The sequence below is a fragment of the Pseudomonas sp. NPDC089752 genome, from assembly GCF_044748725.1.
Classification (GTDB): Bacteria; Pseudomonadota; Gammaproteobacteria; order Pseudomonadales; family Pseudomonadaceae; genus Aquipseudomonas.
Window position 1 is genome coordinate 1 of the sequence record NZ_JBIVGP010000017.1, and the last position, 23,398, is coordinate 23,398.

General features: G+C 65.3%; 14 protein-coding genes and 1 pseudogene. 5 read left to right on the top strand and 10 right to left on the bottom strand.

Annotated elements, in window-relative coordinates; all coding sequences use genetic code 11:
- Nucleotides 1–6,502: amino acid adenylation domain-containing protein (locus ACIPZF_RS22780; protein ID WP_400803516.1), on the bottom strand; the 6,502-nt coding region annotated here is incomplete at its 3' end.
- 192 nt (nt 6,503–6,694) lie between these two features.
- On the opposite strand from ACIPZF_RS22780, the gene ACIPZF_RS22785 reads away from it, so the two are divergent.
- Both ACIPZF_RS22785 and ACIPZF_RS22790 read left to right on the top strand, forming a co-directional pair.
- On the top strand, nt 6,695–7,825 hold the full coding sequence (locus ACIPZF_RS22785) for a cupin-like domain-containing protein (RefSeq protein ID WP_400803518.1): 1,131 nt from the start codon (nt 6,695–6,697) through the stop codon (nt 7,823–7,825).
- 70 nt (nt 7,826–7,895) lie between these two features.
- Nucleotides 7,896–8,864, top strand: a complete 969-nt coding sequence (locus ACIPZF_RS22790; protein ID WP_400803521.1) for a siderophore-interacting protein — start codon at nt 7,896–7,898, stop codon at nt 8,862–8,864.
- Nucleotides 8,865–8,907: 43 nt separating this feature from the next.
- Here ACIPZF_RS22790 and ACIPZF_RS22795 read toward each other — a convergent pair whose 3' ends face one another.
- The 8 genes from ACIPZF_RS22795 to ACIPZF_RS22830 all read right to left on the bottom strand — a co-directional run bounded on the left by ACIPZF_RS22795 (nt 8,908) and on the right by ACIPZF_RS22830 (nt 18,981).
- Nucleotides 8,908–10,299 carry an aspartate aminotransferase family protein gene (locus ACIPZF_RS22795; RefSeq protein ID WP_400803523.1) on the bottom strand — a complete coding sequence of 464 codons (1,392 nt, stop codon included), beginning with the start codon at nt 10,297–10,299 and terminating at the stop codon, nt 8,908–8,910.
- Nucleotides 10,300–10,507: 208 nt separating this feature from the next.
- Nucleotides 10,508–11,827, bottom strand: coding sequence for an ATP-binding protein (locus tag ACIPZF_RS22800; RefSeq protein ID WP_400803526.1), 1,320 nt, complete (start codon nt 11,825–11,827; stop codon nt 10,508–10,510).
- The gene (locus ACIPZF_RS22805) at nt 11,824–12,507 is read right to left on the bottom strand and encodes a response regulator (RefSeq protein WP_400803529.1); all 684 of its coding nucleotides are present in this window, start codon (nt 12,505–12,507) and stop codon (nt 11,824–11,826) included. Before ACIPZF_RS22805 ends, ACIPZF_RS22800 begins: the two co-directional genes overlap by 4 nt.
- Nucleotides 12,508–12,868: 361 nt before the next feature.
- Nucleotides 12,869–13,435, bottom strand: coding sequence for a nucleotidyltransferase family protein (locus ACIPZF_RS22810; protein ID WP_400803532.1), 567 nt, complete (start codon nt 13,433–13,435; stop codon nt 12,869–12,871).
- The gene (locus ACIPZF_RS22815) at nt 13,432–14,403 is read right to left on the bottom strand and encodes an XdhC family protein (RefSeq protein WP_400803535.1); all 972 of its coding nucleotides are present in this window, start codon (nt 14,401–14,403) and stop codon (nt 13,432–13,434) included. Before ACIPZF_RS22815 ends, ACIPZF_RS22810 begins: the two co-directional genes overlap by 4 nt.
- A 3-nt stretch (nt 14,404–14,406) precedes the next feature.
- Nucleotides 14,407–15,618 carry a c-type cytochrome gene (locus ACIPZF_RS22820; protein WP_400803538.1) on the bottom strand — a complete coding sequence of 404 codons (1,212 nt, stop codon included), beginning with the start codon at nt 15,616–15,618 and terminating at the stop codon, nt 14,407–14,409.
- 2 nt (nt 15,619–15,620) lie between these two features.
- Nucleotides 15,621–16,157 carry a (2Fe-2S)-binding protein gene (locus ACIPZF_RS22825; RefSeq protein WP_400803540.1) on the bottom strand — a complete coding sequence of 179 codons (537 nt, stop codon included), beginning with the start codon at nt 16,155–16,157 and terminating at the stop codon, nt 15,621–15,623.
- A complete protein-coding gene (locus ACIPZF_RS22830; protein WP_400803543.1) occupies nt 16,150–18,981 on the bottom strand; it encodes a xanthine dehydrogenase family protein molybdopterin-binding subunit in 2,832 nt (943 codons plus the stop codon). Before ACIPZF_RS22830 ends, ACIPZF_RS22825 begins: the two co-directional genes overlap by 8 nt.
- A gap of 270 nt (nt 18,982–19,251) precedes the next feature.
- On the opposite strand from ACIPZF_RS22830, the gene dsbD reads away from it, so the two are divergent.
- From dsbD to dsbG, 3 genes are read left to right on the top strand one after another with little or no spacing between them, the layout of a single operon-like run.
- Nucleotides 19,252–20,964: a protein-disulfide reductase DsbD gene (gene dsbD / locus ACIPZF_RS22835; protein WP_400803545.1), complete on the top strand. Its 1,713-nt coding sequence runs from the start codon at nt 19,252–19,254 to the stop codon at nt 20,962–20,964.
- Complete coding sequence (locus tag ACIPZF_RS22840) at nt 20,964–21,800, top strand: prolipoprotein diacylglyceryl transferase family protein (protein WP_400803546.1); 837 nt, start codon at nt 20,964–20,966, stop codon at nt 21,798–21,800. The genes dsbD and ACIPZF_RS22840 overlap by 1 nt, the downstream gene beginning before the upstream one ends.
- Before the next feature lies 1 nt (nt 21,801).
- A complete protein-coding gene (dsbG, locus tag ACIPZF_RS22845; protein WP_400803548.1) occupies nt 21,802–22,560 on the top strand; it encodes a thiol:disulfide interchange protein DsbG in 759 nt (252 codons plus the stop codon).
- Nucleotides 22,561–22,875: 315 nt separating this feature from the next.
- Here the strand turns inward: dsbG and ACIPZF_RS22850 are convergent.
- Nucleotides 22,876–23,067 (bottom strand): annotated as a pseudogene (locus ACIPZF_RS22850) (phosphopantetheine-binding protein); the annotation flags it as partial.
- Nucleotides 23,068–23,398: the final 331 nt, after the last annotated feature.

The following is a 23,398-nucleotide window of genomic DNA, read 5'->3' on the forward strand; positions in this document are numbered from 1 at the left end:
GCATCCAGCACAGCCGGTTGGTCAGCGCCTTGTGGCGGTTGCCGGCGCCTTTCGGCTTGCCGGTGGAGCCCGAGGTGTAGATCACGTAGGCGAGGCTTTCCGGGCTCACCGCCTGCAGCGGGCGCTCGCTGGGGTAGGCCTGCAGGGCCAGCGTATCCAGCTGCAGCACGTTCAGACCGGGCGGCAGGGGCAACTGCAGATGGCTCTGGCTCAGCAACAGCTGGATGCCGCTGTCTTCGAACATGTAGCTCAGGCGCTCTGCCGGGTAGTCCGGGTCCAGCGGCACATAGGCACCCCCGGCCTTGAGAATCGCCAGCAGCCCGACCACCATTTCGAGGCTGCGCTCGGCGGCGATGCCGACCAGCACATCGGGGCCGACGCCCTGCTCCTGCAGCTTGTGGGCCAGCTGGTTGGCGCGCGCATCGAGCTGCGCATAGCTCAGGCCGTACTCACCGAAGCGCAGCGCCTCGGCGTCCGGGGTGCGGGCGACCTGGGCCTCGATCAGGCGATGCACCGGGGTGTCCAGCGGGTAGTGGGTAGCCGTGGCGTTGAAGCCCTCGAGCAATGCCTGGCTTTCGTCGGCATCCATCATCCTCAGGCTGCCCAGCGCTTGCCCAGCATCGCCACAGAAGCTGTCGAGCAACTGCGCAAGATGACGCGCCAGCCGATCGACCCTGGCGCCATCGAACTGAGCGCGGTCATAACTCAGGTGCAGTAGCAGCCCGTCGCCCTGGCCGACGGCCAGGGTCAGTGGGTAATGGGTATGTTCGCGGTGCTCAAGCCCCAGGAAGCGAACCTCGCCGCCGGCCTGGCCGAGGGCTTCGGAGACCGGGTAGTTGTCAAAGACCACCAAGGTGTCGAACAGCGCCTCGCCACCCTGGCCGTGCCAGCGCTGCACGTCGGCCAGCGGCGTATGCTCATGCTCGCGCAGGCCCAGGTTGAGGGCCTGCACCTGTTGCAGCCAGTCGGCCAAGGATTGCTGCGGCCGTGGCTGGCCAACCACCGGCAAGGTGTTAATGAACAACCCGATTTGCCGTTCGATCCCCGGCAGGTGTGCTGGGCGCCCGGCCACTGTGGCACCGAAACACACGGTCGCCTGCCCGGTGTAGCGCTGCAGCAACAGCAGCCAGGCGGCCTGCACCAGGGTGTTGAGGGTAACCTTGTGCTGCCTGCCAATGGCTTCCAGGCGCAGCAGCGCAGCAGCCGGCAACTGCAGGTAATGATCGGCAAACCCTGCGCCTGCCTCGTCGCGCGGCAATGCCTGGGCCAGCCGGGTCGGGCTCTCGAGCGCTTGCAATTGTTCGCGCCAGAACCCTTCACTGGCCGCCGTGCCTTTGGCCTGCAACCAGGCGATGTAATCGGCGAAGCGCGCCGGGGCGGCATCCACCGCCTGCCCCTCATAGCGTTGCACCACCTCGGCCAGCAGCTGAGCATTGCTCCAGCCGTCCATTAGCAGGTGGTGATGGGTATAGACCAGCTGGCACTGCTGGTCGCTCAAGCGCACCAGCACTACCCGCAACAGCGGCGGCTGGCGCAGGTCGAAGCCGCGTTGGTACTCATCTTCGGCGAGAGCCTGAACGGCGCTCTCGGCATCCTCACGCCCGCGCCAGTCCAGGTAACTGAATGGCAGCTCAAGGTGGCGTTGCACCCGCTGCAAGGGCTGCTCGAGCAGGCCGCCCCAGACAAAACCGCTGCGCAACATGGCATGCGCCTGCAGGCAGGCCTGCCAGGCCGCACGAAAACGCTCGGCATCGACACCCTCGACACGCACGCACAATTGGTTGATGTAGCTGCCGCCGTGTGGATCGACCAGGCTATGGAACAACATGCCTTGCTGCATCGGCGACAGGCCGTACAAGTCCTCTACCTCGCCCAGCGGCAGGGCCAGCGCATCCAGGCTGGCCTGGTCGATCCGCGCCAGCGGGAAGTCCGAGGGCGTCGCCTGTGGCGCGGGCAGTTGGCAGCAGTGCTCGACCAACGCCCGCAGCCGCGTGCGGAAGCCGTCGAGCAGCTGGGCGATCGTTTCCTGCTGGTACATCTGCTCACTGAAACCGAACTGCAGCGCCAGCTCGCCGGCATACACCTGGCCTTCGACCGTCAGCCAGTTGGCGAGCGGCGCGTCGGCATCCTGGCCCGCACCACTGCGCTCGGCCGCCGGCGCCCACAGTGCCCGCTCATCGAACTGCTGGTCGAACTGCCCCAGGTAGTTGAAGGTGATGCGTGGCGTGGCAAGCCCGGCCAGGGCCTGGCGCTGCGCTGGGGTGCCGAGCTGTTGCAGCAGGCCATGGCCCAGCCCCTTCTGCGGCACGCTGCGCAGTTGTTCCTTGATTGTCTTGACGGCACTGCCCGGTGCCTGCGTGGGGTTCAGGCGCACCGGGAACAGCGTGGTGAACCAGCCCACCGTGCGCGACAGGTCGATGTCATCGAACACCTCTTCGCGGCCATGCCCCTCGAGCTGGATCAGTACCTCGGCCTGGCCACTCCAGTCGGCCACGGCCTGGGCCAGCGCGGTCAGCAACAGGTCGTTGGCCTGGGTGCGGTAGGCCGCTGGCGCTTCTTGCAGCAACTGGCGGGTGAAGGCGGCGTCGAAGCGGGCTTCCAGCGTGCGGCCGTGGCGATTGCTGGCCAGGCCCTGCGGGTTGTCGCACGGCAGCTCGGCGGCCACGGTCTGCGCGCACCAGTAGTCGAGTTCGTCGGCATGGCGCTCGGCCAAGGCCGGCAGCCGCGCCGCCCAGTCCTGCCAGGCGCTGGTCTTGGCCGGCAGTGGCGCCTGCTGGTACGCCTGCTGCAAGTCTTCGAGCAAAACCCGCCAGGACACGCCATCGACCACCAGGTGGTGAATGACCAGCAACAGGCGCTGGCTGCCATCGGTCAACTGCGCCAGCGCGGCGCGCAGCAGTGGTCCGCTGGCCAGGTCGAGGCTGCGCTGGGTGGCCTGGCAGAGCTCGGCCAGGGCCTGTTCATCGGCGACCTGATGCAGGGAAAAAGGCAACCCCTGCTCGCCCTCGGCATGCCAGGCCTGCCAGCGGCCGTCCTGCTCACTGAAACGCAGGTTCAGGGCGTCGTGCTGACGCAGTACCTGCGCCAGGGCCGCCGCAAGGCGTTGCGGCTCCAGCGCCTGGCGCGGGGTCAACAGCAGCGATTGGTTCCAGTGGCTACGCACGGGCATGGCCTGGGCGAAGAACTGCCGTTGGATCGGGCTCAGCAGTGCCTCACCCTGCACCTGCCCCTGCTGCGCTGCGACCTCCACGGCCTGCCCTGCCGCGCCCGCCAGGCTGCGCACGGTCTGGTACTGGAACAGGTCGCGCGGGTTGAACTGCAGGCCTTGGCGACGGGCGCGGCTGACCACCTGGATGGCGATGATCGAATCGCCGCCCAGTTCAAAGAAGTTGTCGTCGATGCCGACCTGTTCAACCCCAAGTGCCGCGCACCAGAGCTCGGCCAGGATGCGCTGGGTTTCATCGATGGGGGCGACGTAAGCGCCGTTGCCACTGGCCTGCGGCTGCGGCAAGGCCTTGCGGTCAAGCTTGCCGTTGGGTGTCAGCGGCAGGCGGTCCAGCGCCAGCAGATGGGTGGGCACCATGAACTCGGGCAATGCCTGCAGCAGCCAGTCCTTGAGCACCTGTTGCCAGCCTTGATCTTGCTGGTTGAGCACCAGGTAGCCGACCAGTTGCTTGCCATCGACGGCCAGCACCACGGCCTCACGGACACTCGGATGCTGGGCCAGGCGCGCTTCGATTTCGCCCAGCTCGATGCGCAAACCACGGATTTTCACCTGGTGGTCGAAGCGGCCCAGGTACTCGATGACGCCATTCCCGCGCTGGCGCACGCGGTCGCCGGTACGGTACAGGCGCTCGCCACTGGCAAAGGGGTCAGCGACGAAGCGCTCGGCGGTCAACCCCGGGCGACGGTGGTAACCGCGGGCTAGGCCGACACCGCCCAGGTAGAGTTCACCGGCCACGCCAGGGGCGACCGGCTCAAGCCCTGCATCGAGCACGTAGGTACGGATGTTGGCGATAGGCTGGCCGATGGGCACGCTGTCGCGGCCCTCCTCGACGCACGTCCAGTGAGTCACGTCGATGGCCGCCTCGGTGGGGCCGTACAAATTGAACAGTCCGGCCTGCGGCAGCTTGCCGAACACCTGCTGCTGGGCATCCACCGGCAGCGCTTCGCCACTGCAAACGATCCGCCGCAAGCTGGCACAGGCCTCGACACCGGGCTCATGGATAAACGCCTGGAGCATCGACGGGACGAAATGCAGGGTGCTGACCCGATGCCGTTGAATGGTCGCGATCAACTGCGCCGGGTCGCGGTGTGCGCCCGGCGCGGCCACCGCCAGGCGGGCGCCGGTCATCAGCGGCCAGAAGAATTCCCACACCGACACGTCGAAACTGAACGGGGTCTTCTGCAGTACGGTATCTCGGCCATCCAGGCCATAGGCCTGCTGCATCCAGCACAGCCGGTTGCTCAGCGCCGCATGGCTGTTGCCCGCACCTTTGGGGCGACCGGTGGACCCGGAGGTGTAGATCACATAGGCCAACTGACTGGAAACCACCGGCAGGTTCAGCGCCGTGGCTGGCAGTGCGTCCAGCCTCAAGCGGTCGAGGGCAACGCAACTGACGCCGGCCGGCACCGGCAGGCGATCCAGCAGCGCCTGCTGGGTCAGCAGCAGCTCGATGCCGCTGTCCTCGATCATGTAGGCCAGGCGCTCCTCGGGGTATTCCGGGTCGAGCGGCACATAGGCTGCGCCGGCCTTGAGGATGGCCAACAGGCCCACCACCATTTCGACGCTACGCTGCACGCTGATACCGACCAGGCGGTCGGGGCCTGCGCCCTGGGCACGCAGGTAATGGGCTAGGCGATTGGCCTGGGCATCCAGCTCGGCATAGCTCAGCAACCTGTCGCCAAACACCAGCGCCGGCGCTTGTGGCGTGCGCTGCACCTGGCCCTCGATCAGCTGGTGTACGGCACGCTGCAGCGGGTAGTCGGTGGTGGTGGCGTTCCACGTGTGTAGCACGGTGTGCAGGCTCGCCGGGTCGAGCATCGGCAGCTGCCACAAGGCAGCCTGCGGCTGCGCCACCAGGGCGCGCAGCAGGGCCTGCCAATGCTCGGCCATGCGCTGCACCGTGGTGGCGTCGAACAGGTCACAGGCGTAGGTGAAGGCAGCCTGCAGCACCCCGCCCTGCTCAAAGGTATCCAGGCTGAGGTCGAACTGGGTGGTGCGGCTGCGCCATTGCAGGACTGAGAGCTCCAGGCCCGTTGCCAGGCGCACGGCGGCCAAGTCGGCGACTTGCGGCTGATGGTTGTACATCACCTGGAACAGCGGCGCATGGGCTAGGCTGCGTTCGACCTTCAGCGCATCGACCAGGCGTTCGAACGGCAAATCCTGATGGGCCTGGGCACCGAGTACGGTCTGGCGAACCGCCTGCAGGTAACCGCGCACGTCACCCTGCGCATCCGGTTGCAGGCGCAGTACCTGGGTATTGACGAACAGGCCGATCAACCCTTCGATTTCGCTGCGGTTGCGGTTGGCCACCGGGCTGCCGATGCGCAAATCGGCCTGGCCCGTGTAGCGCTGCAACAACAGGCCGAACCCCGCCAGCAGCAGCATGAACAACGTCAGGTTGTGCTGGCGGGCGAAGCTGCGCAGTTGTTCGGCCAGGTCCGAATCGATGGCGAACTCCAGGCGGTTGCCGCGAAAGCTCGGGGTGGCCGGCCGTGCATGGTCAAGCGGCAGCTCCAGCACCGGCTGTTGGTCACCCAGCGTGGCCTGCCAGTAGGCCAACTGGCGCTCCAGCTCTCCCGCCTCAAGCCAGCGCCGCTGCCACAAGGCGTAATCGACATACTGGATCGGCAGGGCCGGCAGGTGGGGTCGCTCGCCGGCCGCGAAGGCGTCGTAGCAGCGGCTGAATTCCTCGATCAGCACATTCATCGACCAACCATCGGAGACGATATGGTGCAGGGTAAGCAACAACACGTGCTCCTGCTCACCCAGGTGCAGCAGGCGGATGCGCAGCAGCGGCCCGTGCTGCAGGTCGAACGGGCGCAGCGATTCGGCCTCCACTTCAGCGTGTATACGGGCCTCGCGGGCGGGTTCGGCGAGCGCGCTCAGGTCCAGGCGCTGGATCTGCGGCTGGGCCGGACGCATCACCTGCGCCAGACTTTCGTCGGCTTGCGGTACAAACACACAGGCCAAGCTGTGGTGGCGCTCGAGCAACGTCACAAAGGCCTGCTGCAGGGCCGACGTGTCCAGCGTGCCCTTGAGCCGTACCGCTCCCGGCAGGTTGTAGGCGCCGCCCTGTGGGTCCAGCTGCCAGAGTACCCACATGCGTTGCTGCGCGTAGGACGGCGCCAGGCGGTCCTCGGCCGCCACGTCCGCAGGAATGGGAAACTGGGAAAAGTCGATGCCCTCCCTGGCCAGGCCATCAAGGAACAGGCGGCGCTTTTCCAGCGGCAGTTCGATGAAACGGCGGGCCAGTTGCAGGGACTTTTCGGCATTCATCAGATTGCTTCCGTACGAGTGAGGTACCACGGGCAGTGCCCGGCTATCCCTACGAAACGGATACAACATGCAAAAAATTAACCCTGTGCAACAGCGTAGGTACGGCGCGCAAGCCTTGCGACTGCGCGCTAAATTCCGCGCAAGGCCCTTCGTTCCCTTCTCACATCCATCCCCTTACGAAGAGGCCTTGCCATGGATCTGCAAACCTCGCTGACCAAACTGTTCGCCAATGCTGGCGCCGTCGGTGTCCAAGGCATCTTTCAGTTCGTGTTCAGCCCGCAGCACGCCTACTGGTGCGAAGCAGGCGACCCGCCGCGTATCGAGCCTGGCCGGCATGCAGCGCCGGACGTGACCCTCGAGGTCTCCCAGCAGGACTTGCTGGGGATCATGGCCGGCAGCGCCAATGTCGAAGAGCTGTTCGCGAGCGGCCGGCTGAAAATCGGCGGCAACCTTGGCCTGGCCACCCTGCTGCCACAGATCATCGATCAGGCGCGCAGAGGCGTGGCTGCGCAGAAGACCGAGATGAACCAGCGCTATGCCACACCACCACGCTACAGTGAGCGCCTGTCGGCGAGCCAGCCCCCACTCACCGTGGTGCAGCGCATTCCTGCGGCGCAGATGAGCGTCGAACGGTTTCGCCGCGATTACCTGCCCAACGGCACGCCCCTGGTGATCAGCGACGCCCTGCGCGAGTGGAAGCTGTTCAACCTTGACCGCCAGGCGTCGCTGGTGCACTTCGCCGAACTGCAGGGCATTACCCGCCACGGCGACTATGTGAAGAAGACCTTCTCCACCGATCGCGACTTCCGCTCCACCTCGATGGCAGATTTCATCCATTCGCTGGACAACCCGCCGCCACCCAGCGACGCCAGCGCACCCCCTGCCTACATGGGCAACAACATCGTTCCGGCCCAACTGCTGGAGCTGATCCAACATCCGCCCTACTTCGAGCGCTCGCTGTATATCGCGCCGCGCATCTGGATCGGCCCCAAGGGCACGCTCACACCCCTGCACCGCGATGACACCGACAACCTGTTCGCCCAGGTCTGGGGGCACAAGTCGTTCATCCTCGCCGCCCCGCACCATCGACCGGCACTCGGCACCTGGTCGACCGCCCCCAAAGGCGGCCTGGATGGCTGCGACTTCAACCCCGATGCGCCGGATTACCAGCGTTTCCCCGATGCGCGCGCGGTCACCTTCCTGCGCGTGCTACTAGAAGCCGGCGACCTGTTGTTCCTGCCCGAAGGCTGGTTCCACCAGGTCGAGTCGGTGTCGACTTCGCTGTCGGTGAATTTCTGGGTCAACTCCGGGCGCGGCGGGTAAGCGGCGTCGGTAATTTGCAGCGGCGGCCACTCGTCCACAGAGAAAGCCGCCCCTGCAAGAGGACCTGTGCATGTCCAATCCCTCCCGCTTCACCCAGGCAATTCAGCAAGGCTTGCGCCGCCTGACCGGCGACCACGGCGCAGTCATCAGCCCCTATCGCCTGTTCGACCTGCAGCTCAAGCAACGCATCACCCTCTCACCCTCGTTGACCCGCCTGGTATTCACCGGCCAGAACGTGGCCGTCATGAGCAGCCTTGCGCCCGACCAGCGGGTAAAGCTGTTTTTTCCTGCGCCTGACGGCTCGCTGCCGCTGCTGCCCAACGGCAGCCACTGGAAAGCCGCGCACAGCGCGCTCTCACCCCAGCAGCGCCCCCCCATGCGCACCTACACCATCAGAGCCCTGCGCCCGGAAGCCCTGGAAGTCGACGTCGACTTCGTCCTGCATGGGGTGAACGGCCCCGCTTCGGCCTGGGCTACCCAGGCCAAGGTCGGCGACCCCCTGCAGATGCTTGCACCGAACCTGGCCCATGCCGGCGACCCCGGCGGTTACGAATGGAAGCCACCCCAGGGCGTGCGCAACGTGCTGCTGGCCGGTGACGAGACGGCCCTGCCGGCTATTGCCGGCATTCTCGAACAGTTGGCCGATGAACAACCCGACCTCGCCGTCGAGGCATTCGTCGAAGTGCCACTGGAGAGTGACTGCCTGGCCCTGCGCCACAGCCCAGCCACCCGCCTGCATTGGTTGCCGCGCGATACGCTGCAGTGCGCCCATGGCCAAGCCATGCAGCATGCCGTGCGTGAGTTGGCCAGCCTGCCGCAGGGCCAGGCGGCCCCCGGTGGTCGGCTGGAAGAGGTGGATATCGAGAAACGCATTCTCTGGGACCGGTCCAGTTCCACCCGCAGCGAGTTCTACGCCTGGGTGGCCGGGGAATCAGCGGCGGTGATGGATATCCGTCGGCACCTGATCAAGGAGCGAAGGCTGCAGCGTGAATGCCTGACGCTGATGGGCTACTGGCGAGCCGGGCGAACGTTCGATTGATCGGAACAACAGCTGGGGGCCGTCTTGCGACCCCCAGTAAGTGTCAGACTGCCGCCGCCAGCGCGTCGCCAAACCGCTGCGCCACTTCGTCGATCTGCTGCCCACTGATGATCAGCGGCGGCAGGAAGCGCACCACCGCGCCGTGTCGGCCGCCCAGTTCGAGGATCAGCCCGCGCTTGAGGCATTCACGCTGCACCTTGGGCGCCAGTCCCCGATTGGCCGGTGGGTGGCCAAGCACACCGCACAGGCCTTGCGGGTCGACCAGTTCAACCCCGAGCATCAGGCCACGGCCGCGAATATCACCCAGCTGCGGATAATCCTTCTGCAGCACCTGCAGGTGCCCGCGCAGGCGCTGACCCATGGCTTCAGCGTGCTCGGCCAGGCGGTGCTCGACCAGGTAGTCGATCACCGCAGAGCCAGCGGCCATGGCCATCTGGTTGCCGCGGAAGGTGCCGGCATGGGCGCCCGGTTTCCAGGTGTCGAGCCAGTCGCGGTAGACCACCACCGCCAACGGCAGGCTGCCGCCGATGGCCTTGGACAGGGTCACCACATCCGGCACGATGCCGGCGTGCTCGAAGGCGAACATCCGCCCAGTGCGGGCGAAACCGCTCTGGATCTCATCGACGATCATCGCCACGCCGGCCTGCTCGGTGATGCGTCGCACGCCTTTGAGCCATTCGATATCGGCAGGCACCACACCGCCCTCGCCCTGCACCACTTCGAGGATCACTGCAGCGGGCAACGGCACGCCGCTTTCCGGGTCGAGCAGCAGGTTTTCCAGGTAATGCAGGTTGGCCTTGACCCCGGCTTCGCCACCCAGGCCGAACGGGCAACGGTAGTCGTAGGGGTATGGCATGAACTGCACGCCATTGCTGAGCAACGCCCCCAGCGGCTGCTTGGGCCCATGACTGCCCATCAGGCTCAACGCACCTTGGCTCATGCCATGGTAGGCGCCCTGGAAGGCCAGCACGGCGCTACGGCCGGTGGCGCTGCGCACCAGCTTGAGCGCGGCCTCCACGGCGTCGGTACCGGTCGGCCCGCAGAACTGCACCTTGGCCTCGCGGCGCAGCGCTTCGGGCAGGATGCCGAACAGGTCCTGGACGAAGCGGTCCTTGACCGGCGTGGTCAGGTCCAGGGTGTGCAGCGGTATTTCATCGGCCAGCACCCGCTGGATCGCCTCGATCACCACCGGGTGGTTGTGGCCCAGGGCCAAGGTGCCGGCGCCGGCCAGGCAGTCGATGAACTGACGGCCTTCGACATCCTCGACATGAATGCCACGGGCGCGCTTGAGCGCCAGCGGGATACGTCGCGGGTAGCTGCGGGCGTTGGATTCCTGTTGCTGCTGGCGTTGCAGCAAGGGTGAGTCGGTGAACTCGTACAGCGGCTGCGGCGCGCTGGCCGGCGGAACCTGGGCAAGGCTGGAAGCGGTGGACATGGGTAAATCCTCGCAAGCAAGCGAATGTGCGGGTAGTTGTCGCTTGGAAAACGCTTGGCTGCGGGGCGGATTTAGCGGTTGGTGTGGGATTTTTTTATGGCCTGTGCTGGCCCATTCGCGGGACAAGCCCGCTCCCACAGGCATACCGGTGTATTCAGGTTCTGTGGGAGCGGGCTTGCCCCGCGAAAGGGCCGGTACAGACGAAAGATCAGCTTGAGCGAGCCGGGACCTGCAGCAGCACCCGTAAGCCATCGCTCTGGCTGTCGAAACGCAGGCTGCCGGCACACCGCTGCACGATCGCCTGGACGATCGCCAGGCCCAGCCCGCAGCCGCCGCTCTGGCCATGACGCCAGAAGCGTTCGGTCAGGTGCTGCAGATCATCGGCGGCAATCCCCGGCCCATGGTCGCGCACCATGAAGCCCACTTGCCCATCGGCCATCTGCACCTCCAGCTCCACCTCGGTATCACCGCCATGGCGCAGGGCGTTGTCCAGCAAGTTGCGCAAGGCCGCCACGGCCAGGGGCGCGGGCATGCCCAGGTAGATGCGTGTGGCCTCCTCCGGCAGGCGCAGAACGATACGTCGATTGTCACCACCACCGGCATCCTGCACCGCTTGGCGGGCGACCTGCTCGGCGCTGCACTGCACGCCATCTTCGAACGACAGGCTACCCTCCACCCGCGCCAGCATCAGCAGTTGCTCCAGGGTGCGGTGCATGCGGTCGGTGCCCTGCTCGGCATGCTCCAGCGCCTGCTCGCGCACCGCGCCGTCGGTCATGCGCGCGACCTGCAGATGGGTCTTGATCGCGGTCAGCGGGCTGCGCAGTTCGTGGGCGGCGTCGTCGGTCAGGCGACGCTCGCGCTCGATAGTCTGAGCGATGCGCAGGAACAGCTGGTTCTGGGTATCGAGCAACGGTTGCAGCTCGCTGGGCAAGCCAGCCACCTGCAGCGGCTCGACGCTATCGGCTCGCCGCCGGCGCAGGGCATCACGCATGCGGTTGAGCGGTTCCAGCCCTTTGCCCAGGCCGATCCACACCAGCCCCAGGCTGCCGAGCAAGGCCATCAGTACCGGCGCCGAGGCGGCCAGCAGGATCGACTGGTTCAACGCCTCCCGCTCCATGTGGCGGTCGGCGGTGGTGATACGCACATCGCCATGGTTGTAGGTAAAGGTGCGCCAGGACGCGCCATCGATGGTCTGGTCACGGAAGCCGCTGCGCTCGTCATCCATGGCGCCGTCGTGCTTGTGGTTGCTGGCGAGGATTTCGCCGCGCAGCGAACTCACCTGGCAGGCCATGCCGTCGGGCACGCTGAACTGGTCGGCGGAAAAGTGCGCATCCTCGCCCTTGGACGCCAAAGGCTGCGGCAGCTGGTCGATCAGCCCGGCGACCATGCGTGCCGAGGCCACCAGGCGCTGGTCGAGGGAGAACATCATCTGCTGGCGCAGGTCGCGCAGCATCCAGGCGGCGGCCAGCACCCAGATGATGATGAAGGCACTGCCGAGGATCAGGCTCAGGCGAACCCGCAGGCTCATGATGCCGCCTCCTCGGGCGCCTGCGCCGGGCCAAGGCGATAACCCAGGCCGCGCACGGTCTCGACGATGCTGTTGCCGAGCTTGCGGCGCAGGTGGTGGATATGCACGTTGAGGGCATTGCTTTCGACTTCGTCGCTGAAGCCGTACACGCAGTCCTTGAGCTGCTCGCTGGACAGCACCCGGCCGGGGTTCTGCAACAAGGCCTGAAGCAAGGCCTGTTCGCGCCGCGACAGGTCGACATGCACACCAGCCAGGGTCGCATCGCAGCTGCTCGGGTCGTAGCGCAGCGGGCCATGCTCGATCACGTTCACCGCCCGCCCCGCCACCCGTCGCAGCAGGGTGTGCAAGCGCGCGGCCAGTTCGCGCAGGTCGAAGGGTTTGAGCAGGTAGTCGTCGGCGCCGGCCTGCAGGCCATCCACCCGGTCGGTGACCGCATCGCGGGCGGTCAGCACCAGCACTGGCAGGTCGACGCCCTGCTGGCGCAGGCGGCGCAGCAGCTTGAGACCGTCTTCGTCGGGCAGGCCGAGGTCGAGGATCATCACGTCGAACTGCGCGGCCTGGAGCATGGCCCGGGCGCTGGCGGCGTTGGCCACGCGGTCGACGGTAAGGCCCTGGGCGGTGAGGCCGGCGCAGATGCCGCTGGCGATCAGGTCGTCGTCCTCGCAGAGCAGAACGTGCATGGTGGGGCTCCCGGAGTGGTGTGGCTGGGATTGCACTATTTGCGGATTAAGGGGGGATTATGGGCTTTTTTTGGGGCGTTTGCCTTGAGGGGTGTGGCGCCCTTGAGATCGAGCGCCGCCCGCGCGGCGCTTCGCGGATGAATCCGCTCCTACGGTCTACCTTCGGCCATTCATGCCTGTGGCATCTTCGCTGTCCGCCTTGTGTGTACAACTCGATATCAAGCCATGCACCAAGGCTGACAGCGGAGATAACACTGACAAAATTGGCCGGAGGTAGACCGTAGGAGCGGATTCATCCGCGATGCGCCGCGCGGGCGGCGCTCGATCTGAAGGGCACCAAAAACCTCAAGCCATGCACCCGCTACCCCAATACATCTTCCGGCGTATCGATATCCCGTAGCACGCCTGCATCTTCCAGCTCCAGCACCACACAGCGATCCCGATGAGCCTTCACCACCGACCGCGCCCCTTCATCACCGCGCAACTGCGTCAACTCCGACCAGAAATCACGCCCGAAAATCACCGGATGCCCCTGTTGGCCGCTGTGCCGTGGCAACACGATGGTCGATGCCGTGGCTACCTCAGCCAAGCCACGTAGCGTCGCCGGTTCGATCCAGGGCATGTCGCCAAGCAGAATGCCCACAGCCTGCGCCTCACTGTCAGCCAGCGACGCCGCACCGGCTGCCAGGCTATGGCCCATGCCCGAGGCAGCCTCCGGGCTGGTAATAATCCGGCAGTCAGCAGGCAACCCCAGATCCTCGCCCCGCTCGCCCGCACGCACTACCACGCGCACGTCACTGAATACCGCGCAAGCCCGCTCGACGCTATGCATCAGCAGGCTGCGACCGTCAGCAAGCCCGGCGCGGCGCTTGTCGCCACCGAAGCGCACGCTGCTGCCTGCCGCCAATACCAGCGCGACGACGCTCACAACGCTGCCCGCTCGATGCCGTTACGCATCCGCAGGATATCGGCCAGCACCGCCAACGCGATCTCAGCCGGGGTCTTGCTACCGAGGTTCAGGCCGATAGGCGCATGAATGCGCGCCAGCTCGTCGCTGTTCAGGCCGCCAATGCGCTGTAGCCGCTCGCGACGCTTGTCGGAAGTAGCCTTGGAGCCCATCACGCCAATGTAGAACGCCTCGGTACGCACCGCTTCAAGCATGGCCAGGTCATCGATTCTTGGGTCGTGGGTCAATGCAACCACTGCCGTGTCGGCATGGCAACCCCCGTTGGCGATGAATTCCGACGGCAACTCGCGACGCACCTCGACACCCTCCAGCACCACGCCTTCGAGCACCTCGTCACGCGGGTCGCAGAGGATGACTTCAAAGCCCATCCCCTTAGCGAACTCGGCGCAAAAATGCGCAACGCTGGAATAACCGGCCAACAGCAGGCGCTGGGCGGCGCCGACCCGCAGCCGCACGCGGTCGCTAACACGCTCCACACGCGGGCCTTGGGTTACATCATTGGTGAGCTGACGAACGCCATGGGGCAGGCTCACTTCGCGCACCAGCCGACGCTGCCCCTGCAAGGCACTTTGCAGTTCCCGCAGGTGCCCCTGCACCTCGCAATCGGCCGGCAGGTTTTCCACCAGCACGTCGAGCACGCCACCACAGGGCAGGCGAATGCTCGAACGCCGGTCGCTGCCATCGCCATATCGCACGATCGCTACCGGCTCGGGAAACTCGCCCAGGGCTACGCGTTCGAGAAAATCGTCCTCGACGCAGCCGCCCGACAACGAACCCACCCATTGCCCGCCGTCATTGACCGCCAGCAACGAGCCCGGCGCGCGAGGCGCCGAGCCGTAGGTGGCGAGCACCGTGCACAACCACACCCGCTGGCCGTTGCAAGACCACTGCAACGCCTGGCGCACGACCTGCAGATCAAGATGTTGCACGCATCACTCTGCCTTCAGCTCGGCGAGCTGCTGCACACTCAGGTCACCGGGCAATCCACCCCAGGCCTGACGCAGGTAGTTGACCATGTCCGTCACCTGGTCATCGTTAAGCTTGTCGGCGAAGCCCGGCATCGGTTGCATGCGTTCGAAGCCGGTGAACTGCTGTTCACGGATACCGTCGACGATGGCCTTGACCAGGTTGCGCGAGTCTTCCTGGCGCAGCACCGTGTTGCCCTGCATGGCCACGGCGATATGCGGCTTGCCCTCGCCGTCGACGCCGTGGCAGCCGGCGCAGACGTTGAGGTACTGCTGGCGGCCGCGCTTGGCGCTGTCGGTGAGCTGGTCCATTGGCACGGCCTTGATGACCTTGGCCGCTGGCGGCTGGTCGCCCAGCAGGTAGGTGGCCATCGCCGACAGGTCGGCGTCTTCCAGGTGCTGGGTGCTGTGGTGCACCACCGGGAACATCTCGTTGAACATGCTGCCCTGGGCACTGATGCCGTGCTTGAGGAAGGTGGTCAGGTCGGGCTGGGTCCAGCCACGCTCGGCCAGGTCCTGGGCCAGCAGGCTCGGCGCCAGATAGCCGTTGAGCAGGCCGCCGGTCAGGCGCTGGTCCTGCTGCAACGCACCGATCGGGTTACGCGGGGTGTGGCATTCGCCGCAGTGGCCCATGACTTCGACCATGTATTGGCCGCGCTGCCACGCCGGGCTCTTGCCCTCGGTGGGTTGCAGCTGCACGCTCTTGCCGTAGAGCATGTTCCAGCCGGTCAACCCCAGGCGCACGTTGAACGGGAAGCTCAACTTGGTTTCCGGGGCCGGGCGGTTGATCGGCGGCACGGTCATCAGGTAGGCCAGGATCGCGTCCGAGTCTTCGCGGCTGATCAGGTGGTACGAGGTGTAGGGCATGGCCGGGTACAGGTTGGCGCCATCCTTGCGCTTGCCTTCGGTGACGGCGGCGAAGAACTCTTCGCCGGTGTAGTTGCCGATGCCGTACTGCTTGTCCGAAGTGATGTTGCTGCCATAAATGGTGCCGAACGGCGAATGGATCGGCAGGCCGCCCGCATAGGGCGCGCCACCTTCAGCGGTGTGGCAGGCCATGCAGTCGGCAGCACGGGCGAGGTATTCGCCGCGCTTGATTTGCGCCGGGTCATCCGCCTGGGCAGCCATCGAAACCGCGAGGCCGAGCGCCAGCGCCAGGCTGGAACGTACGAACGCCATGCTCAACCCTCCTTGACCAGGCCGAGGTCGTTGAGGACCGTGCGGGTGGCGTCGTAGTAACGCACATAGCCGGTGCAGCGGCAGATGTGGTGCCCCAGACTCTCTTCGATACGGTCTTCCAGCTCGCTTTTCTTCACCGGCTGGCGCTGGGCGTTTTCCACCAGCACGGTCGCCGCGTTGACGAAGCCCGGTGCGCAGTAGCTGCACTGGAAGGCGAACAGGTCGACGAACTTCTGCTGGATCGGGTTCAGCGTAACGTTGCCGGCCTCGTCCTGCTTGGCATGGCTCTCGACGGTGCGGACCTGCTTGCCTTCGAAGTAATGGGCGCCGGTGATGCAAGTGCGCACTTCCTCGCAGGTGCCGTCGGGGTTGTCGACGATCACCACGCAGGCGTGGCAGATGCCCTGGCCGCAGCCCAGGCGCGAGCCTGTGAGGTTCTGGTGTTCGTGCAGGTAGTCGATCATCGCCAGGTCATCGGGGACCTCGACCGGACCGACAGGTTGACCATTGAGGGTCAGTTGAAGCGGACGGTTAGCCATTGAGGGCCTCCTTGATGCGGGCTGGAGTAATCGGAAGGTCACGCACACGCTTGCCGATGGCATGGGCCACGGCGTTGCCGATGGCACCGACCACCGGGATCATCACCACCTCGGCGATGCCCTTGGATGGGTCGGTCGGCGACAGCGGCGGGAGGATCTCGGAAGTCTGTTTCCACACCGCCACGTCCTTGGCGTACGGCAGGCGATAGCGGTTGAAATTCCAGTCGCCCTCCCCCGGGCCGCCTTCGTGCAGCGGCATCTCTTCGGTCAGCGCATGGCCGATGCCCATGGCGATGCCGCCTTCGAGCTGGCCCTTGACCAGTTCCGGCACCAGCACGCGGCCGCATTCGACCCAGCTGTGGTGGTTGAGAACCTGCACTTCGCGGGTGCCCTTGTTGACCTTCACTTCGACGATGGTCGCCACCGGGCTGTAGTAGGTAACCATGGCGTTGTTCAACTGAGTGGCCGGATAGGCCGCGTTCTGCCGGTCGAGCAGGTGGAAGCCGTTGCTGGTCATCTGCGCTTTCTTGGCGTTCGGCGCACCGTCGCCATACTTCACAGCGACCGCATCGAGCGGGAAGCGCTCGCGCACGCCGTCGATGACGAAATCGGCCTCGGCCCAGCTCCAGCGGTTGAAGCCATGCACGCTGACGCCAGTCACCAGGCCCATTTCATGGGCTTTCTTCGCAAGTTCGGCGAACGGGATCGGCGCCAGGCCGTTGCCGGTCAGTTCACCGTTGACCCACACCGCGTTCTCGCGGCGCACTACCAGCGGGTTGGCCTGGCCGCCGAACGGGCCTTGGCGCCACAGCGACAGGGCGGCGGGCCACAAGCCGTGGTTGAACAGCACGCGCGCCGCTTCACGGGTGGCGTGGCTGAAATAGAAGGCCGAGTTGGTCGCCGACGATGGCGACGCCAGCTTGCCGACCCAGCGTGGGTCGCGCAGTGCGGCATCCTGCTCGGCCTGGCTGATCAGGTAGGGGTTGCCGCTGGTGGTCAGTTGCAGCTCCGGCCACTCGGTGGCGGCGGTCTTCACCTCATCGGCCGAGCGGCCGAGGAAGTCGCTGACCACCAAGGCCTGGGAGGTGGACATGCCGGTGCCCAGCTCGGTGCCGATATGGCGCAGGCTGATGCGGCCATCGGCGGTGAACTCGATGCTGGCCATCGGCGCTTCGGAACCGGTGCCGAAGTCTTTCTGGCAGATGGCGAAACCGACGCCGTACCAGTGGTCCTGGTCATTGGCGTCCATCTCGCGCTTGCGTGCGTCACGGTTGCGCCACCAGTCGTGGGCGGCGGCCTTGTCGAGGATCTCGTGCAAACGCAGGGCACCGGCCGGGACCGCGCCCTGGGTGTTCTTCATGCCCGATTTGAGCGCGTTGGCACGGCGCAGGTCGATGGCATCGACGCCCAGTCGCCCAGCCACTTCATCGACCATCATTTCGGTGGCGGCCATGGTCTGCAGGGTGCCGTAACCGCGCATGGAGCCGGCCTCGACGCCACGCGAGTGGTAGGCAGTGACGGACAGGTCGTTCTGAGGCATGTAGTAGATCGACTGCGCCGCCGTGGCGCCAACTGCGGCCACCGAGGGGCTGTAGTTGATCCGGCCACCGCCGTCGCAGCTCATGTCGGCGCGGAAGATCTTGAAGCTGTTGTCCTTCTTGTCCACGGCCAGCTGGTAGCGGATGTCGAAGGCATGGCGCTTGATGCCGCTCTGGAACTGCTCGTAGCGGTCGTTGGCCAGGCGGATCGGCACACCGGCGCCATACAACGCAGCGACTGCGGCGTAGAAGACGAAGATGTTGTTGTCTTTGGAGCCGTAGCCAACGGTGTAGCCCGGGTGCATGTTGAGGTTTTTCAGGGCGAAGCGCGACGGCTTGATCATGTGCACGCATTCCTGCGCCACTTCGAACGGGCACTGGGTGGCCACGACGAAATGCAGCGTGCCGGTGGCGGCGTCGTACCAGCCGTTGCCGTTGTCCGGCTCAAGCGCGGCCGGCTCGATGGACGGGGTTTTGTAGCGCTCGTCGAACACCAGCCAGTCTTGCGGTGGGTTGTCCAGTTGCTCGCCAATGCGCTTGGCGTAGAACAGGCCCTGCTCGGTCAGGTCGCCGTGCTGGTTGGGCTGCTTGGACCACACCGGTTTGCGGTTGAGGATGGTCGGGAACAGCATGGTGTTCTTCAGGCTGGAGAACTCATCCTCGTCGAACGGCGTGGCACCGCCCACGCGCACGAAACGGAAGCTGCCGTACGGGTCACGCTGGTACAGCGGAGCCTGGGCGCCGTAGCGGATCGCCTTGTCGTTGAACTGCAGCTTGCGCTTGGCCTGGCGGAAACGCTCGAAGTCGTTCCAGATCAGGATCGCCACCGGGTGGCCGATGAACATCGGCACCTTGCCTGGGGGCAGCAGCGGGTCTGGCGAATGCGCTTCGGGCCAGGCAATGCCGTCCTTTTCCAGGTCGGCGGCGGTGACGATGCGGTCCGGCTGCAGCTCGGCGCCGAGCAAGCCGAGGTCGAAGCCCGCATAGATGCGGTCGGCCTTGGTGGTCTTGAGCAGCATGGCGTGGCCTTGCTGGGCGGGCCAGCCGGGCATGTCTTTGGCGCGGATGTCGCGGGCGAAGACTTTGTTGCCGCACACCTTGGACAGCGCATCGTTACGGAAACGCGCCTTGCCGTCATGGTTCATCCACTTCTGCGGCGAGGTGGTGACGCGGTCCTCCATCAGCGCGGCGAACGCCTGGCTGCCGAGCGGCGCCATCGTCACGCCGACACCGGCGATCAGGCCACCTTGCAGGAAGGAGCGCCGGGAAATATCACGGTTGGACATGCTTGATCCTCTGGGCAGAGCGGTGTCTGCCCATCTTTTGATTCTTGTGTCGGAGTACTCGGAAGGGGCCAGCCCGCGGGGAACAGCATGAAGCTGACCATAAAGTCAGTTTTATACAGGAAAATTTACCTGTCCGCAAAGTCAAGCTGACAGTATGTCGCGGTGTTTCATCTGCTGACCCAGGCAAACGCTTGCAACGATCCGGGTTAACCTTGGGTTAATCGTTAAAGGCCAGCATGGCCCCACTTCTCGTACTGCCAAGGCGAAGACATGCGCGTTTTCCTGCTCTTCCTGACATTCCTGCTGGCCGGCTCCTTACAAGCCAACCCGTTCGAAACCAAGCCCGATTTCCTGCCGGTGAACCAAGCCTTCGTGTTGACCCACGACCGCCAAGCGGATGGGCAGATGCGCCTGTTCTTCCAGATCAAGCAGGGCTATTACCTGTATCAGAAGCGCCTGAAATTCGACGGCCTGCCTGCCGAGCAGCACCCGCAACTACCCCCTGCGCTGAACCACCACGACGAATTCTTCGGCGACAGTGCGGTGTATCGCGACCAGCTTGAACTGCTGCTGCCGGCCAATGCTCAGGGCCAATTGCGCCTGGGCTGGCAAGGCTGCGCCGATGCCGGGCTGTGCTACCCGCCGCAAACCACCGTGATCGACCTGGGCGGCAGCGCCGCACCGGTTGCTGACCAGGCCAGCGATCAGGCCTTGGCCAGTGGCCTGCAAAGCGCCAGTCTGGGTTGGAGCCTGCTGGCGTTCTTCGGCCTTGGCTTGCTGCTGGCCTTCACCCCCTGCTCGCTGCCGATGCTGCCGATCCTTGCCGGACTGGTGCTCGGCAATGGCGCCAGCGCGCGGCGGGGCTGGCTGCTGGCCGGGGTCTATGTACTGAGCATGGCGCTGGTGTACGCCGCGCTGGGTGTGGTTGCTGCGCTGCTCGGCGCCAGCCTGCAAGCCTGGCTGCAACAACCCTGGTTGCTGGGCAGCCTGGCGGCGTTGTTCGTGTTGCTGGCGTTGCCCATGTTCGGTGCCTTCGAACTGCAACTGCCGGCGGCCCTGCGTGATCGCCTGGACCGCGCCGGGCAAGGCACCCGAGGCGGCAATCTCTATGGGGCGGCTTTGCTGGGCGCATTGTCCGGCCTTCTGCTTGGCCCGTGCATGACCGCGCCGCTGGCCGGCGCGTTGCTGTTCATCGCGCAAAGCGGCGATGTGCTGCAAGGGGCACTGGTACTGTTCAGTCTCGGCCTGGGCATGGGCGTGCCACTGCTGTTGCTGGTGACATTGGGCAACCGCTTCCTGCCCCGCCCCGGCGCCTGGATGAATCGGGTCAAAGGCGTGTTCGGCTTCGTATTCCTGGCCATGGCCCTGTATACCGTGCGCAGCCTGCTGCCCGCTCCATTGCTGCTGGCCTTGAGCGGTGCGTGGCTGGTTGCCCTGGGCTGGGCCATGTGGCCGGCCCTGCAGCGTTTGCCGGCCTTGCGCGCCGTGCCACTGCTCGGTGCGTTGTGGGGTGGCCTGCTGCTGGTCGGTGCTGCTGCCGGGGGCGATGACCTGTGGCAACCGCTGCGACCGTTCGCCGGCGGCAACGCACCGGTCGCCGCGCAGCACGCAGAAGACGCCTTCGTCACCGTCAGCACCCCGCAAGACCTGCAACGTGAGCTGGATACCGCCAAGGCGCGCGGCCAGTGGGTGATGGTCGACTACTACGCGGACTGGTGCGTGTCGTGCAAAGTCATGGAAAAGCAAGTGTTCGCCCGCCCTGACGTGCAAGCCAGCCTGGCCGGCGTGCACCTGCTGCGCCTGGACGTGACCGCCGATACCCCCGCCAGCCACGCCCTGCTGCAACGCTACCAGGTCCCCGGCCCGCCGAGCATCCTCTGGCTTGGCCCGGAAGGCGAGGAACGCCGCGCGCGGCGCATCACCGGCGAGGTGGATGCGGCCGCGTTCCTGCAACACTGGACGCAGACCAGGAGCCAAGGTTGATGCTGACGGTAACCCTGGGGCCGCTGACCATGGCCCTCAACCATTTGCTGATGCTGGCTGCCCTGGGCATCGCCACGCTGGTCGGCTGGTGGGTCGCCAGGCGTGGCGGCGAGAGCCCGGAATCGGCGCTGTTCAACCTGTTCCTGATCGGCCTGCTCTGCGCCCGCGTGGGTTTCGTGCTGGTCTACTGGCCGATGTACCGCGACGACCTGGTGCAAATCATCGACATCCGCGATGGGGGCTTCCTGCTCTGGTCGGGGCTGATCGGCATGGTCCTTGCCACCCTCTGGCAAGGCTGGCGCCACCCTGGGTTGCGCCGCCCACTGGGCTGGGCTCTTTTCAGTGGCGCGCTGTTCTGGGGCCTGGCCAGCCTGGGCAGCCACCTGTACAGCAAAGGCACCGAGTTGCCCGAGCTGAGCCTGCGCAATGCCAGCGGGCAATCGGTGGCGCTGCACAGCTACCGTGGCAAACCGCTGGTGATCAACATCTGGGCTACCTGGTGCCCGCCGTGCCGACGGGAAATGCCGGTGCTGCAACAGGCCCAGGGCGAATACCCCCACGTGACCTTCCTGTTCGTCAACCAGGGCGAGACCCCGGAAAACGTCAGCACCTTCCTCGCCACCACCGGCCTGAGCCTGACCCACGTGCTGTTCGACGGCACGGGCGTGCTGGCCCAGCGGGTCGGTTCAATGGCCCTGCCCACAACTCTGTTCTACGACGCCAACGGGCGGCTGATCGGCAGCCACCTGGGCGAGCTGTCCCGGGCCAGCCTGCGCCATGCCCTGGAACCTTTCGACCGGGCCACCGCGCCCGCCCCTGCCGCACAAGGAAACTGACATGCGACTGACTGCCCTGCTTCCCCTGTCCCTGGCCCTGCTGGCCGCCCCACTGGTGCAGGCCGAAGAACTGCCCAAGGCGATCCAGCAACTGCAAGCCAAGGGCGCCGTGATCAAGGGCAGTTTCGATGCGCCCAACGGCCTGCGCGGCTATGCCGCCGAGTACCAGAACAACGGCATCGCCTTTTACCTCACGCCCGACGGCAAGCACGTGCTGGTCGGCAGCCTGTTCGACGAACAAGGCAAGGACCTGAGCGCCGAGCCACTGGAAAAGCTGGTGTATGGCCCGATGTCCAAGGCCATCTGGGCCAAACTGGAAAAGACCAGTTGGATCGCCGACGGCAAGGCCGATGCCCCGCGCAAGGTGTACCTGTTCAGCGACCCGAATTGCCCGTACTGCAACATGTTCTGGCAACAGGCGCGGCCTTGGGTGGAGTCGGGCAAGGTGCAGTTGCGGCATATCATGGTTGGGATCATTCGCGAAGACAGCCCGGGTAAGTCGGCGGCGTTGCTGGCGGCCAAGGATCCTGCCAAGGCGTTGGAGCAGCATGAGAAGGCCGGCAAGGCGAGCAGCTTGAAGGCGTTGGACAAGGTGCCCGAGGCGGTGCAGCAGAAGCTGGACGGGAACCTGGCGCTGATGGAAGAAATGGGGTTACAGGCTACTCCGGCGATTTTCTATCAGGATGAGCAGGGGAATCTGCAGAGCCAGCAAGGGGCTCCGCGGCCGGAGATGTTGGGGAGGATTCTTGGTAAGCGTTAAGGTGCATGCCTTGGTTTCTTTAGCGCCTGTGAGATCGAGCGCCGCCCGCGCGGCGCATCGCGAGCAACGCTCGCTCCTACGTTTGTTTACGGCCAGTAACTTCAGCGACAGGCGCGCGCGAACGCCTTGTTTGCATTACTCGATATCGCGTCAAGCATCAGGGCGGTCGCGCGCTAATCCCACAGGCAAAACTGGCCGTAAACAGACGTAGGAGCGAGCGTTGCTCGCGATGCGCCGCGCGGGCGGCGCTCGATCTCACAGACTCTGCAACAACATCGACATGCGACAAGGGGCGCAAAAACACCCCCATACCCCTCAAAGCCCCTCCAACTCCGCCATCAGATCACTCAACCGATCCACCTTGCCCTCATCCAGCGCACTGCCCTGCAACCCGCGCACATACTCAGCCAACTCCTCGACCGTACTGCACTCGAACATCGCCCGCAGCGGCACATTGAGCTGCAACTGTTTCTGCACCCGCGAGGCAATCTGCGTGGCCTGCAACGTAGCGCATCTGCTCCTGCCAAATTCAATCCGGTAAATGCTTACGACTCGACATTCAAGCGAATGTCGAACGCGCGAGCATAACTGCGCGACACAATTAGTAACGCTTGACTCAGACCAAACATCACCTGCAGACAAATAACTTATCGCACGCGCCATTCAGAATCCCCCTACAACAACTCAAGAAACAAAAAAGCTAACAGCGAAAAAATGAGTCACATGTAGGAAAAAACTTAAGAGCATTCTCACATCTACCTCTCATTACAAACAATCCAAAGCACAGCAATCACTTGCTCAATACATCGATCATTGACATAAGTCCTCCGCGCTTCTA

Excerpts from the sequence above, each read along its gene's own strand:
- ACIPZF_RS22785 (WP_400803518.1), top strand. The coding sequence starts at position 6,695 with ATGGATCTGCAAACCTCGCTGACCAAACTGTTCGCCAATGCTGGCGCC.
- ACIPZF_RS22790 (WP_400803521.1), top strand. The coding sequence starts at position 7,896 with ATGTCCAATCCCTCCCGCTTCACCCAGGCAATTCAGCAAGGCTTGCGC.
- ACIPZF_RS22795 (WP_400803523.1), bottom strand. The coding sequence starts at position 10,299 with ATGTCCACCGCTTCCAGCCTTGCCCAGGTTCCGCCGGCCAGCGCGCCG.
- ACIPZF_RS22800 (WP_400803526.1), bottom strand. The coding sequence starts at position 11,827 with ATGAGCCTGCGGGTTCGCCTGAGCCTGATCCTCGGCAGTGCCTTCATC.
- ACIPZF_RS22805 (WP_400803529.1), bottom strand. The coding sequence starts at position 12,507 with ATGCACGTTCTGCTCTGCGAGGACGACGACCTGATCGCCAGCGGCATC.
- ACIPZF_RS22820 (WP_400803538.1), bottom strand. The coding sequence starts at position 15,618 with ATGGCGTTCGTACGTTCCAGCCTGGCGCTGGCGCTCGGCCTCGCGGTT.
- ACIPZF_RS22825 (WP_400803540.1), bottom strand. The coding sequence starts at position 16,157 with ATGGCTAACCGTCCGCTTCAACTGACCCTCAATGGTCAACCTGTCGGT.
- ACIPZF_RS22830 (WP_400803543.1), bottom strand. The coding sequence starts at position 18,981 with ATGTCCAACCGTGATATTTCCCGGCGCTCCTTCCTGCAAGGTGGCCTG.
- dsbD (WP_400803545.1), top strand. The coding sequence starts at position 19,252 with ATGCGCGTTTTCCTGCTCTTCCTGACATTCCTGCTGGCCGGCTCCTTA.
- ACIPZF_RS22840 (WP_400803546.1), top strand. The coding sequence starts at position 20,964 with ATGCTGACGGTAACCCTGGGGCCGCTGACCATGGCCCTCAACCATTTG.
- dsbG (WP_400803548.1), top strand. The coding sequence starts at position 21,802 with ATGCGACTGACTGCCCTGCTTCCCCTGTCCCTGGCCCTGCTGGCCGCC.